This is a genomic window from Pseudomonas sp. FJ2-5-13, assembly GCF_029201605.1.
GTDB classification, from domain to species: domain Bacteria; phylum Pseudomonadota; class Gammaproteobacteria; order Pseudomonadales; family Pseudomonadaceae; genus Aquipseudomonas; species Aquipseudomonas lactis.
Map to the genome: position 1 here is coordinate 1292477 of NZ_CP104045.1, position 14436 is coordinate 1306912.

The window sequence follows — 14436 nt, forward strand, 5'->3', positions numbered from 1 at the left end:
TTGCCCACGAGGCAGGCCCGGTCCGGCCGGTGTATGAGCCCACCCGCTGATACGCCTGAGACTCGGTGGCTAAATCCAATAACAAAATGAGGTTGTATCCCTATGCCTGTTGGCAAACCACTGCCCCCTGGCGAGACCGCTCAAGGCGGCCCGCTCAAACGTGAACTGGGCGAGCGCCACATTCGCTTGATGGCCTTGGGCGCCTGTATCGGTGTCGGCCTGTTTCTCGGCTCGGCCAAGGCGATCGAAATGGCCGGCCCGGCCATCATGCTCTCGTACATCATTGGCGGCCTGGCGATCCTGGTGATCATGCGCGCCCTCGGTGAAATGGCGGTGCACAACCCCGTAGCCGGTTCGTTCAGTCGTTATGCCCAGGACTACCTGGGCCCCCTGGCAGGCTTTCTCACCGGTTGGAACTACTGGTTCCTGTGGCTGGTAACTTGCGTCGCGGAAATTACCGCCGTGGCGGTGTACATGGGCGTGTGGTTCCCCGACACGCCACGCTGGATCTGGGCCCTGGCGGCGCTGATCAGCATGGGCACCATCAACCTCATCGCAGTCAAGGCGTTCGGTGAGTTCGAGTTCTGGTTCGCGTTGATCAAGATCGTCACCATCATTGCGATGGTGATCGGTGGCGTGGGCATCATCGCCTTCGGCTTCGGCAATGACGGCGTGGCACTGGGCATTTCCAACCTGTGGACCCACGGCGGCTTCATGCCCAACGGTGTGCAGGGCGTGTTGATGTCGTTGCAGATGGTGATGTTCGCCTACCTGGGCGTGGAGATGATCGGCCTCACCGCTGGTGAAGCGCGCAACCCGCAGAAGACCATTCCCAGCGCTATCGGCTCGGTGTTCTGGCGCATCCTGCTGTTCTATGTGGGTGCGTTGTTCGTGATCCTGTCGATCTACCCGTGGAATGAAATCGGCACCCAGGGCAGCCCGTTTGTGATGACCTTCGAGCGCCTGGGCATCAAGACCGCTGCGGGCATTATCAACTTCGTGGTGATCACCGCCGCGTTGTCGTCCTGCAACGGCGGCATCTTCAGCACCGGGCGCATGCTCTACAGCCTGGCGCAGAACGGCCAGGCGCCGGCGACGTTCGGCACCACCTCCAGTAACGGCGTGCCACGCAAGGCGTTGCTGTTGTCGATCTTTGCCTTGTTGCTGGGCGTACTGCTCAACTACCTGGTGCCGGACCAGGTGTTCGTGTGGGTGACCTCCATCGCCACCTTCGGTGCGATCTGGACCTGGCTGATGATTCTGCTGGCCCAGCTCAAATTCCGCAAAGGCCTGAGCCCGGCCGAGCAAGCGGGCCTCAAGTACCGCATGTGGTTGTACCCGGTCAGTTCCTACCTGGCGCTGGCGTTCCTGGTGCTGGTGGTGGGCCTGATGGCGTACTTCCCCGAGACCCGTGTGGCGCTGTATGTAGGGCCGGCGTTTCTGGTGCTGTTGACCGTGTTGTATTACGCGTTCAAGTTGCAGCCGAGCGATGCGGCGGTGCGTTCCGCTGGCTGACGCCGGCCTGGCCTCCTGAGCATCGGTATCTACATAACTTCGGTATGACGCCGAACCTGTGGCGAGGGAGCTTGCTCCCGCGATGGCCTGACAGCCGGAGCTGATCTAGCTGACGCAGCGCGATCCATATGTGGGAGCTGGCTTGCCTGCGATGGCGGCCTGACAGCCGCCCCATATCTACCTGATACCCCACGATCCAACTGTGGGAGCGGGCTTGCTCGCGAAGGCGGCCTGGCAGTCAACACAGTTGGACCGTGTACATATCCATTCCTGCGTTAACGGCCACCTAGGGTTCCGCCCTGACGGCGGCTCACTTTTGAAAAGCGCAAAAGTAAGCAAAACGCTCTTGCCCCACCACTCGGCACCTCGCTTAGGCTCGGTGTGCCCGAACGCAGGCTTGAATCCGTGGGCCGCCGCCACGCGCCATCCATGGCGCGGGGCGGCTAACCCGGCGTCCTGCCGGGTTACCCACGAATTCAAGCCTGCGTTCGGCCAGCGTGGTTTAACGGGGCGCTTCAGATCAAGATCAAAAGCAGAGCAAGATCAAGAGCGGCTCGCTTCGCATCGTGGTTACCGCTGAGGCCAAATCGGATCAAAAACAGGGTAGCGTGCTTGCTCGCGACGGTTATGGCTTTGGGTTTTTAGTCGTGGTGAGTAACAACCGCAACCAGTCCGGGTGATTAGCCCGCTCCCAGCGATAGGCATTCCCGTCGTAGAAAAACACCAGGATATCTTCCAGGTCCCAGGTAATCATCTTGATCTCCAGTGTCCTCATGTAGTCCTTTGCCGGGCAAGTGATGGCTGCCCAAGGGTCGCTGATCCATAGATCGGCCCACCCGGTCTCCTGGAAGTCCAGCGTCTGGCTCAAGCCTGTGGGGATCGTGCCCACCACCACAAAGGTATGAACCTGGCAGACCCAGACCTGAGCCGTACCGCCATTGGTTCGAATCATTTCACAGGCAACATGAGCCATCTGGTCGCAGTTGCCGGCACCGGTCTTGAGGATGATCTCCGTGTAGTTCGGCTGACCGATCTTGCTGTACTCCCACATCACCACCGATTGTGCCTCTTGAACCCGGCGCAGCTCATCCAGCGTGGACCCGTGGACATTGGCGGACTTGAGCTGGGTTTTCTCTACCAGCGCCGCGGTGCTGGCGTTGGCTTGTTCGGCCAGGTAGCGATTGATTTGCGCGGGGCTGGGATGCGGCGTCGTGCCTGGCCGCGGTGGCCAGATGTCGAGCTGCACAGGCCGGGATACGAAGTTGATGTTCAGGCTGCGCCCTTGATCACTGAGGTTGAGCAGCAACTCGCGTTGCTTGATGGTTCGAAGGCCGCTGACACGCTTACGCAAGAGGGCAATTTTTTCGGCGCTGAAGCCACGGTGAGCTAACTGTCGATACAGGACTTCCAGCGTCGGCAGTGCCACCAGCGGCTGGTCGGGTATGAGCTGTGCTGCCTTCAAAAACTGATTCTTGCGCTCACCGAAGGCATCGATCAGTACGACGTGCTCGCCACCAACGCTGTAATCCAGTTGTTCAAAGTGCACAACGCTCGACCCTGTGGTTGTTGCGGGCGCTCGGTAAAAGACGCCAACATCGGCTTCGACCACCCAATGATCCGTACCCGGCACACTGACCAGCAGCGCTCTGAGGGTACGGCTGTCGTTGATGCCGTCAACGATGCCGTTGAGTTCCACCACCTGGGTCTGTCGGCTGAGCACGTTGTCAAAATCGTCTCCGGGCAGGCCGAACTGGGGCTCGTTATCAATGCGCCTGCCGATGACGTTGGTTTTGTAGGTCAGGGGCGTCGACGCAGGCAAGGGTGTCAGTTCGAACTCGGTAACGCGCGGTGTGACTTCATGGATGCGTCGGTGATAGACCAGTTGGCGCTTTTGTCCGTCGATCACCGGGGCTGGTATCAGTCGAACGTGGTCCAGTGCCTGGACCCGGCGCAAGTGAATCGAATGTGCAAACTCATACAGGCGTTTGGTGAAGCAAACGATGGGGATGAGGTTGCGTTTTTTTCTGCGGATCGCACACAGGTGATCGAAGGTGTTTGCTTGCCAGGCATGTACCGGCGAGGTGAGTTCGTCCATGTGCGTGTGTGCCTCGTGGGGCAAGCGCCATACACGATTTTGGTCCAGCAGGTCTGTGGCGTGGGCACGCTGAATCAGCAGCGGTGGTTTTTTGAACAGCGGTTCGGTAATTCTGGCCTTATAGCCATCCACCGATTGGTGCGGGATGACCGTTATCGCCGTGTCCAGCCGCAGGTCTGCAAGCGGCGGCCCGTAAGGTCTTGCGCTGAAAGGGTCGAAGGCGTACCAGGCGCTGGAGCGTTTTATCGCCAGCACCTGCGCCATCCCATCGGCGCGCGTCAGGGTGGCCGGTGCGATGTCGGCGCTGTTGAGCAGGCGGGTGTAGTCAACGGTGGAGCCTGGGTTCAGCCGCAGGCGTGTATGCCGGACCGCTCCCTCCAACGCACGCATGCCGGCCTGATTCAGGTGTACCAGGCCATGGCGGCCCAGGCGTAGTAACGACGGCAAGCTGTCGAAAGGATTGAATACTGCATTCAGGTACGTGGCACCGAGCTTGGTCAGTTGCAGCAGCTTGATGTAGGCGGGTGCGCCTTTCCCCAGACGCGCGATGCTGGAGAGCAATAAACCTTTGGTGGGTGCGAGCAGGCCAAACACATCGAAGAAGCATCCATAGCCGCCCTCGATCATGCGCTTGGTATCGCCCGAGGCCAAGTCCCGAGTGCATGACCACAGCGGGATCAGGCCCAGTAAAGCCTGGTACACCGCTTCAGCAGTCTTTTGCCGGTCTTCCAGCAGGGTTGAGCCTCTGGCTTGTGCCACCAGGGTGTCGATGTCCTGGAAGAAGTGTTGATTGACGATGGCCTTCGCCAGGGTCAAGGCTCTTGGCGAATCGAAAGTCAGCGCCTCAGTGGTGGCCTCTGTGGCCTCGACACGCCACAACAGATCGATGATTACGCTTGAAGACTGATCTGCTCTGGGCGGGCTGCCGGTCAGGTAGGCTGTTTCGTCAAGGGCCAGCAAGCTGCCGATATGCAGCTGCGAGGTCGGCTGTGTGCTGTGGACATTGCCAGTCTGAATGGTAAATGGTGTGCCTCCCAGCTCCAGAGTGTGTGGAAGGCGGAGGTTTTTATACGCCAGGTTCAACAGCGGGAACAGTTCGTAGTCATGGTGACCGTTCAAGGCCTCACAGCGCAGGATCACGCCGAAGCGGCCGGTACGGGCCATTTTCTCCCCCGGTTGTTCTTCGATCTGGGGTTTGTTCGCCGGTCGCCTCACCACCAGCAGTTGCACGGCGGCCTTTTGCAAGTGCTCGCGGTCCGCCAAGGGTAATTGTGCGAGCAGGTAGCGGATGACGGTGGTGTAGGCCTCTTTGAGCCTTGCGACATGAGCGATGCTGGCTTCGTTGAACAAGGTGTTGACGTCGCCAAGGCGGCGAAAGTGCTGTTTCATTTCGGCCAAATCCAGCGCCGGGTCTACAGAATTCCACTGCTCGGCCAAAGGCTGCAATGCGCCACTCATGTGCAGGTCCACCAGCGATTGCAGGTGTGCGCCGGGGGCTGGAAGGTGAGAAGGTCTGCGCTGTGGCCCTTGTGCCCAGCGCAGGCATTTCTTCTTCAGTAGCCGGTTTCCCCGGAATATTTTTTTCAGGTCATTGAGCGCAATACGGCGGCGTGTAATGAGAGGGGTTCGTAAGGTTCTGGACGCGGCCCCCAACGTGTCGACACGTTCTATGAGCGTATTTTGAAGCGTGTTGATGCTCTGAAGGCTGTAAGTGCTGTGTTCATTCACAGGTGACAGTTGGCCTTGTGCGACAGCCCAGTCAATCAACGTGCTGGTGGTGTAGTGAGTACGCCACAGGGGTTGTTCGGCGGCGTCCAGCTCCTGGGTGGCGAGCGCTACGATATCGCTGAACCGCAGGTGCCGTGATGAGCCGCAGACGAGCGCTTCTGCGAGCATCACCCCTTGTTTTAAAAGCAGCCAGGCATGGGAGGTCATGAAGTAGAGCGAGTCTGGGTGCTGACCTACCAGAAACTCCGGGGCGATACCTGCCAGCAACAGGTGCGCGGCCAGTGCGGTGGAGCGCGAAGTGGCGACACCGCTCTCGATCAGGTGCAGTTCTACTGTGCGACGAAGGTCCGCATAGCGATGCCCCCAACAGTCACTCTGATTGAGGTTGAGGCCAACGATGGTGTAGCGGCTCTGACCGGCCTGGGGGTCGAGATCCAGGATCAGAGCGCTCAGGAGCAAGGTGTCACGACTGGATCGGTTGGCCAACTGACCAGGGGCATGACCGTACCATTGCAGCGCATCGATCAATTGATCAGCCAGTTTTTGCGCGGTTGGGTGGGCCAATAGCTGCTGCAACTGTTCATCAGGTGGCCCGGGTAACGGGTCGGTGATCAACAGTTCGAGCAGCCCTTGATTGGGCTGTGGCAGAAACTTGCGGGTGATGTTCATCACCGTGAGGCGTTGCTCGGCCGAAAGCGTCAAGGCGCCGGGTTGGGGCAGGCCCAAGCCTTCCCAGTAATTGCCCAGGCGAGGTTTTACCGGCAAGGCCCATTCGGGCTAGGTGCCTTGGGCATTAGCCAGGTTGTCGCGCTCATGTTGCGCGGTGAACCATTGCCGATGCACCTGTATGGCCATGTCGGAATCGGCCTGGTCGTCTATCGGTGGAACGTTGATGGGGGACGGGATGCGTAATTGTTCTATCAGGTCCCAGGCCGCTTCGCGGGTATCGGGCAAAGGCAGTTCATGCAAGGTGAGCAGTTGAGCCAGGTTGAATTTTCCATCCAGGGAGATGGACAGTTGCATGGTGTTTGCGAGGTCTTGCAAACGTTCAAGAGCGCCTTCCAGAGGCAGCTGTGCCAGTTGCTCGTAGTGGATTTCGAGCGGCGTACCACTGGGCCCCGCCCCTTTGATCGACTGTCGGCTGACATCAAAAAAATAGTGCCCTGGGACCAGGTCCTGGGTTTGATCCAGGGCCAGGAACTGTGGATGTGCGGTAATGCCCTGGAGCAAAGCAGCGGCGGCTTCCATGCTCCTCGCCCAGAACGAGCGTGAGGTCAGCCAGCATCGGCTGCGGTATAGAGTGAACAGGCTGAATGGCCGGTCGTCCTCATCCTGCACAGTGATCCCGGCCAGCAACTGTTGCGCCACTGTCTGACGGTCCTGTTCCAACTGCTGGAACGCTTCTGACAGAGGGGATTGAGCACGCGAGAAAAACGATTTGAGGTGGCTCAGGGCATCTATCACTGTAGCTCGTTGGGCACGGGTGTTTGGCTGTGGGTAACCGTAAAACCGCAGGATGTGCCGAACGCTCAATGCCAGGTGTTCGCCGGGAACGGGCAGCCCCAGCGCGTCGGGGTCGAGCACCTGGGCAATGGCCAGGACCGGCGGTGCGAGCCGGTACCAATCACTCTGGTCGTCAAGGGTGAAGGTTTTGCCTTGGGTATGCAGTGTGCCGTTGCGTACTGTGAGGTCGGCCAGGTTCAGCGACTGCCGTTGGGCCCAGTCCAGGAATCGTGGACGCTCCAACGCTTGGCGGTACACCTGCCACCAGTTGCCCAGCGAGCATTGTGCGGGGATCGGTAGCGTCTCGGAGGGCGTGGAGTGGGATGCCTTGAGATGTTCGATCAAGGCAGTGGTCATCAGCTTGTCGCCATCCTGGCGCCGGCTTTTGCTCAGAATCAGCGGGGTCATCCGTGGGTTTCCTGTCGAGGAGGGCAGGCTTGTTGGCTGCCCTTTCACTGCTTAAATAGACAGAAATGGAAACACTCCGGTGGATGGGCCAGGCGCTAATTATGTAGCGGGAGACTGGGGCGAGGTGGCTCGCCGCTGGTCCAATTGCTTGTTGAACTCCAGCCACGCGGCAAACAAGCTCATCACGGCGGCCCCCACCAGGGCGGTGAATACCTGCATGGCGAAGGTATCGCCGTTCAGGGCATTGACCATGTCCGCCAACGGCGCCAGCACCACACCCAGGCAAAACACCTCCAGGGAGTAGCGTCCCATCCGCACCAGTTGTCGCGCCAGCCCGTGTTGCGTCCAGCCGACACCGGGGAGCAATTTGGCGGTGACGTAGGCCAGGGCCAGAAAGTGCAGCAAGCGCACCGGTGACAGGTCGGTCTTGCTGATGGGGTACAGCCATTCGCCAATTACGCGCGGCATCCAGGCGTCGTGCAACTCGGGCCAGCGCCACGAGAGGGTGATCACGCAGGTCGTCAGCACATACGCTGCAGCCGCTATGAACAACGGTTGACGAAGCAGTGGCCGTCGTTCGGTAGGGGGCGTCGAACGCAAGGCCGCTGCGCCGCCGAGGATAAACAGGCACTGCCAGGTGATGGGGTTGAAGTACCAGACGCCGCCGTTGCTGGCCGGCAGGTTCCAGCCCTGCCATGGCGCCAGCAGGTATACGGCCAGCGAGATCGCCACGGTGATCGTGGGCGCACGCAACAGTAACGGCAGCGTAATGGGCAGGCTGAGAATCAGCACGATATACAGCGGCAGCGGGTCGGTCAGGTTGGGTTTGAAGCGCAGCAGCAACTCATCGACCAAGGCCTGTTGGGTATTGTTGAGGAAGTACTCCAGGCCCATCTCCTGCACCAGGTCGCGGGTTTCGATATGACTGTTGGCGAAAATCACGATGCCCATCAACAGCGCCAGCAGGAAAATGTGCACCACGTAGAGCGTCCACACCCGGCGCAGGATTTTCAGGCAGGCAATGACATAGCCATCGCGCTGCAGGATCTTGCCGTAGGCCAACACGGCTGCATAGCCGGCCAGGAATACGAAGATTTCCGCGGCGTCACTGAACCCGAAGTTCTGCACGGTGACATTGGCCAAGGGGTTGTGGGGCACGTGATCCCAGAAAATGAAGATCAACGCCAGGCCCCGAAAAAAATCGATGCGCGGGTCGCGTCCGTTCAGCATGGCAGCGGGCTCTTGAACAAGTAGTTGAATGACGATAGGTGAGCGCGGGCGTCGCCGCACGTCGGGCGGGCGCAGGTTGGCGGTATTTGTAAGCAATTGCAAAGGCTGGGTATTGCTGAATGTCTCAATTGCGCTTGGGGCGTACCTGTCAAGGTTGACAGTAGACGGCGTTGGGCGGTCGTGGCTTGCTTGGCGTAGCCGCACAGGACTGAAACATGACTCGACTCTGGAAAGGATTTTCCAGCTACACGCTGATCGGTATCGCCAATACGGTGATCCATTGGCAGCTGTTTTTCATGTTCCGGGCAGGGTTTGAGTTGAATCAGGCGCTGAGTAATTTGCTGGCGTTCTGTGTGGCAGCCTCCTTCTCGTTTTACATCAATGCCCTCTTTACGTTTGATAGCCCCGTTTCCTGGGGCCGCTACTTGATGTTCATGACATGCATGGGTGGCTTGAGCCTGGCTGTGGGATGGTTGGGCGACCATCTGCGTATGCCAGGGATTATCACTGTGCTGGTGTTTTCGCTGGTCAGCCTGGTGTGCGGTTTTTTGCTGTCGCGCTGGGTGGTGTTTCGCGAGCGTGGACAATGAAAATCTCGCTGGTGGTGCCGCTGTTCAACGAGGAACAAACGGTGCGCGCGTTTTACCGCGCGATTCGGCATGAGCCCTTGTTGCGCGAGCATGCGGTCGAAATTGTATTTATCAACGACGGCAGTACCGACCGCACCGCCGAACATGCCCAGGCGCTTGCCATGGCCGACAGCGACGTGATGCTGATCAACTTCTCACGTAATTTCGGCAAGGAAGCTGCCTTGTTCGCGGGGCTGGAATATGCCACGGGCGACGCGGTGGTGCCCATGGATGTGGACTTGCAAGACCCGGTCGAGGTAGTGCCCCAGCTGGTCGCCGAATGGCAAAAAGGGGCCGATGTGGTGTTGGCCAAGCGCAGGGATCGAACCAGCGACGGCTACCTCAAGCGCCACAGCGCATCCCTGTTTTATCGCCTGCTCAATCGTATCGCCTACACCCATATCGAGGAGAACGTCGGTGACTTCCGGTTGATGGACCGCAAGGTGGTCGACGTGATCAAGACCCTGCCCGAGCAGCAGTTATTCATGAAAGGCGTGTTGTCCTGGGCAGGGTTCACGGTTGCCATCGTTGAATACGACCGCGCGCCCAGAGCGGCGGGGCAGAGCAAGTTCAATGGTTGGAAACTGTGGAACCTGGCGCTGGATGGCATCACGTCGTTCAGCACGTTGCCGCTGCGGTTATGGAGCTATATAGGGGGATTTATTTCGCTGGTGGCGTTGATGTATGCGGGTTTTTTGATTGTTGACAAAGTGTTGTTTGGAAATGATGTGCCGGGGTATCCGTCGTTGATGACGGCTATTTTGTTTTTGGGAGGGGTGCAACTCATTGGGATCGGGATATTGGGGGAGTACGTAGGACGGATTTATATGGAGGCGAAGCATCGGCCGCGGTATGTGATTGCAAAAATAGTGAAGGTAAGTGAGGTATTTGATGAGCTCATCTGAAAGCAGTGGACGTAATATTTATAATAGCCTCATGAAAGGTGCACTGTGGAAGAGCTCATTGGTTTGGTTTGTCGTTTTTTTTGTTGCGGCGATTGCTCGGTTCTATAATCTGACGACAACAGGTATATGGCTGGATGAAGCCTTTAGTGTATTACTGAGCGTGAAGTCGGTTTCTGAGATTTTATTCCATACTGCACGAGATGTTCATCCGCCACTTTATTATTTGATACTGCATGGGTGGATCAATATTTTTGGTGAAGGTGTGTTTTCAGTTCGTAGTTTAAGTTTGTTTTTTGGTATGGCTTCGGTTGTGTTGGGTATATGGTTAGCTCGACTGTTGATGTCGCCGCGAGCTGTAATAGTGGTTGGTGTGCTTCTGGCGATTTTTCCGGGTGCCGTTCGTTATAGTCAGGAAGTTCGTATGTATTCACTCTTGGGTGCGCTGATGTTGGGCGCTACAATTGCGTTTGTTTATTGGCTAAAGCAGCCAGAAAATAAACGTATATTGCTGGTGTATACGGGGTTGATGGTTGCTGGGCTCTATACTCATTATTTTGCGGCTTTGTGTATGTTTTCTCATTGGACTTATTTGGTTTTGCAGTCCACGTGGCGTTCAGTGCGGTATAAATATATAAAGAACAGCGGTTGGTGGCTGGCCAATATTATGATTGTATTATGTTTTTTGCCTTGGGTGCCAAGTCTTCTGAATCAAATGAGATACTCTGCGGTCGATTGGGTGCCAGAAGTGAGTGTCGATAAAGTCGTCGATTTAGTTGGGTTCTTTCTCCATTATAGCGAGGGTGCTTCACTACCTGATTGGATGATTTATGGTCTGGCGTTAATGGTATGGGCGGGGTCGATAGCCATTTGGGTAATGGACAAAAGTGTTGGTAGAAATAGCGTGTTATTAGTTGTCTATGTGTGGTGTCCAGTGGTTGTCATTGCATTGGTGTCATTGATTCACCCTATGTTTTATCCGCGGTATTTGTTTTTTGCCATGCTTGCGCTGCCTCTTGTGATAGCTGTAATGCTTGATCGTCTATTGGGGCGAAGCAATATCGCTTTTGGTGTTGGCGTTCTACTATTCGTGGTCGTTGAGTTGCTCGGCCTGTGGCATGTGTATAACAAGCTTTGCGAAGAGTGTTGGGAGACCAACCAACTTGGGGAGTTGGCTGAGTATGTCAATAGCACTGCGCAGCCGGGTGACGGTGTGTTGGTGTTGCAGTCTTTCATGCATTTATCGATGGTCTATTACAATCGTTTACAGCGCCTGCCCATGGAGTACACGCCGCCCCATACAGATGGAAGCTCTGGGCGCCCTAACGGATATCAAATTTCCACGTTGCTTCAAGACAAAGCCGACGAGGTTTATGTGGAAAATCTCGAGTCTTTAAGGACCGAGTCAGGTCGACTCTGGTTGGTTGATGAGCAGGGTGGTGGTACCTTGACACTTAAAATTCCCAAGCATTGGAAACTGCTCAGTACCCAACGGATAGGTAAAGATAAAGTGCAGCTTGTCGCCATCTGTCCTGTGGCCGATAGTTGTCTGTAACGTCTTTAATCCTGAAGTTGAGTATTAAGGGGAGTGGGTTTGAATGGTGCCGTTTCCGGCGCCTGTTCATGTTGACTAAAATTATCCGCCCGCGCCATCTGCCACATGTACGAATAGAACTTGCTGTTCACTTCACCCCGTGAGTAAGTCGCCGAGCTTTAAGAGCACAGGCGACTACGTGAACAGCTTGGTCTCCATCACCCACATCGGCACTTGTAGGTATATTCAGTGGGGCAACGCCCTTGAGGCAGACTGCCCCGCAATAGGCAACCCGCGCGTATCGCTCACCTCGAAATGCGCCTGGTTGGTAGTCGTCGAATCCGGCCCAACGAAGACGGTAAAACTGCCGGCCTCGACCTTCGGCGAAAAATGCTCGTCGAGCAAGGCAAAGTCCTGTTGGCCCAGGGAAAAGCTGACGCTGCGGCTTTCGCCCGGTGCTAAATGAATTTTGCGAAAACCCCGTAACCGGCGCACTGGTCGGGTGACGCTGGCAACATCATCGCGCAGGTACAACTGGACGATTTCATCACCGGCGCGTTTGCCGGTATTGGTGACGGTGACTTCAACCTCCAGCGTCTGGGTGGAGGTCAGTCGAGGGCTACTCAGGCGAGGAGAGGAGTAGACGAAGGAGGTGTAGCTCAAGCCGAAGCCAAACGGATACAGGGGTGTCCAGGGCACATCAATGTAGGCGGATGCGTAACTCCCATCACCGCTGGGTGGGCGGCCGGTATTTTTATGCGCGTAGTAAATCGGTATCTGGCCCACATGACGTGGGAACGTCATTGGCAGCTTGCCGCTGGGGTTAACGTCACCAAAGAGCACATCGGCCACGGCATTCCCGGTCTCACTGCCCAGGAACCAGGTTTCGAGCAAGGCAGGCGCTTGTTGGATTGACTCATCGAGCACCAGCGGGCGGCCGTTCATCAGGACGATGACCAGCGGCTTTCCTGTGTTCAGCAATGTGCTTAGCAGCGCATTCTGCCCACCCGGCAGGCCGAGTTCGGCGCGACTATGGGCTTCGCCGCTCTGTTCTGCGGTTTCTCCGAGCACGGCGATGATCAGGTCGCTTTCACGCGCCGTGTGTTCGACCTGCTTGATGTCCTGGACATGCGGGCTGCTGGGCGAGGCGCCGGGCAGGTAAACAATCTCGCTGCCAGGTGCGACTGCATTGCGTAGACCTTGCAGCACAGTGACGGACTCTTCGGCGCGTCCGGCCCCGGCCCATGGGCCGATCGTGGCGCTGGCGTCCGAAGCGAGGCTGCCGACAACCAAGACCTTGCCCGGCTGTTTGGAAAGCGGCAGCAATGCGCCGCTGTTTTTCAGTAAGACGATGGATTTTTGCGCCGCTTCTCGAGCCAGGGCGCGGTGTTGTGGCGTGAGCTGGCTGGCCCGCTCGCGGGCTTCGTCGCTGTACCGATAGGGGTCATCGAACAGCCCCAGGCGTTGCTTCGTCTTGAGTACCCGACGCACGGCGTCGTCCACGCTTTTGCGCGACACCTGGCCGTCGCGCACCAGCGTCGGCAGGTGTTGGCGATAGGATTGACTGGCCATCTCGATATCCACCCCGGCAGTGAACGCCAGCCGTGCGGTGTCGGCCGCCGTGGCGGCAATGCCTTGCGGGCCCAGTTCCCAGACAGCATTGAAATCACTGACCAGCAAGCCGGTAAACCCCCATTGTTTGCGCAACAGACCGGTCAGCAGGGCGGTATGGCTGTGCATGGGACTGCCGGCCAACTCGTTGAAGGACGGCATGATTGCATCGACACCGGCCGCGACGGCGGCCTGGAAGGGAGGTAAGTACACTTCTCTCAAGGTACGTTCCGACAGGTCGGCAACGTTATAGTCTCGACCGCCTTCGGCAGCGCCGTAGGCCACGAAATGTTTTGCCGTCGCAAGCATCGAAGAGACATCAGGGGCACCTGCGCCCTGAAAGCCATGCACGAGGGCAGCAGCCAGTGCAGAACCCAGAAACGGATCTTCACCTGCGCCTTCCACCACGCGCCCCCAGCGTGGGTCACGGGTAACATCGACCATGGGCGCAAAGGTCCAATGCACGCCACTGGCGGTGGCTTCTACGGCTGCCGCGCGTGCGGTTCGTTGTGCCAGGTCAGGGTCCCAGGCCGAGGCTTGCGCCAATGGCACTGGAAACACCGTCCGAAAACCGTGCAGTACGTCATAGGCGAATAACAAGGGGATATGCAGGCGAGAGCCGTTGACCACCTGTTCTTGCAACTGGCGGGTCTGTTGCGCGGTATTCGCCCCCAGTACCGACCCCACCAGGGTGACGGGCATCTGTGTTTGCGTGCCTTGATCAATGGCGGGGCCGGTGGGCGTAGCCTGGATGCCAAGTTGGCTGAGCTGGCCAATTTTTTCTTCAAGGGTCATTTGCGCCAGCAAGCGTTCAACCGGATCGTCTTGGGCTAGCGCCAGCAGTGGGAGGCAGGCGAGCAGCAATGAAGCAACATGTATAGGCATGGTTCACCCGTCCATGGGTAAGGTTGATGCCTTCAAGTGTTTTGCATCAGAGCAAAATCATCTACTGTCAGAATTGACAGTGCGCACCCGTTTCAGACAAGCGGGGTATTCTCAGAAAGCGTCCATCAGCAAGACCCTGCACGGTTTGGCTTGATACGCATTGATCTGCGGTACCAAACGGGTGAAGTGCTCGGTCTGGCAATGCGCATCCAGGGCTGCCTGATCGGGCCACTGTTCGATGAAGACGAAGTGCCCAGGGTCTTTTTGATCGACAAACAGCTCGTAGGCGATGCACAGCGGTTCCTGGCGGGTTTTTTCCACCAGTTCGGCGTACCACGGGCGCACGGTTTCCAGATGTTCGGGCTTGATAAAGTCTTCAGCGATGACTTTCAACAT

At 57.6% G+C, this 14436-nt stretch carries 9 protein-coding genes; 4 read left to right on the top strand and 5 right to left on the bottom strand.

Annotation, left to right across the window (positions count from 1 at the left end; all coding sequences use genetic code 11):
• Positions 1 to 102: 102 nt before the first annotated feature.
• Entirely contained in the window at positions 103 to 1515 is a 1413-nt protein-coding gene (locus N2A98_RS05735) for an amino acid permease (RefSeq protein WP_044272099.1), read from the top strand.
• A 625-nt stretch (positions 1516 to 2140) separates the two neighbouring features.
• On the opposite strand, the gene N2A98_RS05740 is transcribed toward N2A98_RS05735, so the two are convergent.
• The 3 genes from N2A98_RS05740 to N2A98_RS05750 all read right to left on the bottom strand — a co-directional run bounded on the left by N2A98_RS05740 (position 2141) and on the right by N2A98_RS05750 (position 8479).
• Positions 2141 to 6103, bottom strand: coding sequence for a hypothetical protein (locus N2A98_RS05740; RefSeq protein ID WP_275623136.1), 3963 nt, complete (start codon positions 6101 to 6103; stop codon positions 2141 to 2143).
• A 12-nt stretch (positions 6104 to 6115) separates the two neighbouring features.
• Positions 6116 to 7249: a hypothetical protein gene (locus tag N2A98_RS05745; RefSeq protein ID WP_275623137.1), complete on the bottom strand. Its 1134-nt coding sequence runs from the start codon at positions 7247 to 7249 to the stop codon at positions 6116 to 6118.
• 99 nt (positions 7250 to 7348) lie between these two features.
• Complete coding sequence (locus N2A98_RS05750) at positions 7349 to 8479, bottom strand: OpgC domain-containing protein (RefSeq protein WP_047712683.1); 1131 nt, start codon at positions 8477 to 8479, stop codon at positions 7349 to 7351.
• Positions 8480 to 8694: 215 nt separating this feature from the next.
• On the opposite strand from N2A98_RS05750, the gene N2A98_RS05755 reads away from it, so the two are divergent.
• The 3 genes from N2A98_RS05755 to N2A98_RS05765 are packed head-to-tail and all read left to right on the top strand — an operon-like array spanning position 8695 to position 11565.
• The gene (locus N2A98_RS05755) at positions 8695 to 9069 is read left to right on the top strand and encodes a GtrA family protein (RefSeq protein ID WP_047712684.1); all 375 of its coding nucleotides are present in this window, start codon (positions 8695 to 8697) and stop codon (positions 9067 to 9069) included.
• Positions 9066 to 10013: a glycosyltransferase family 2 protein gene (locus N2A98_RS05760; protein ID WP_044274713.1), complete on the top strand. Its 948-nt coding sequence runs from the start codon at positions 9066 to 9068 to the stop codon at positions 10011 to 10013. The genes N2A98_RS05755 and N2A98_RS05760 overlap by 4 nt, the downstream gene beginning before the upstream one ends.
• A complete protein-coding gene (locus tag N2A98_RS05765; RefSeq protein ID WP_275623138.1) occupies positions 10000 to 11565 on the top strand; it encodes a glycosyltransferase family 39 protein in 1566 nt (521 codons plus the stop codon). Before N2A98_RS05760 ends, N2A98_RS05765 begins: the two co-directional genes overlap by 14 nt.
• Positions 11566 to 11790: 225 nt before the next feature.
• Here the strand turns inward: N2A98_RS05765 and N2A98_RS05770 are convergent, their stop codons facing one another.
• Together N2A98_RS05770 and N2A98_RS05775 are read right to left on the bottom strand one after the other, a co-directional pair.
• Positions 11791 to 14040, bottom strand: a complete 2250-nt coding sequence (locus N2A98_RS05770; RefSeq protein ID WP_275623139.1) for a glycoside hydrolase family 3 N-terminal domain-containing protein — start codon at positions 14038 to 14040, stop codon at positions 11791 to 11793.
• Positions 14041 to 14151: 111 nt separating this feature from the next.
• A complete protein-coding gene (locus N2A98_RS05775) occupies positions 14152 to 14436 on the bottom strand; it encodes a putative quinol monooxygenase (protein WP_044274710.1) in 285 nt (94 codons plus the stop codon).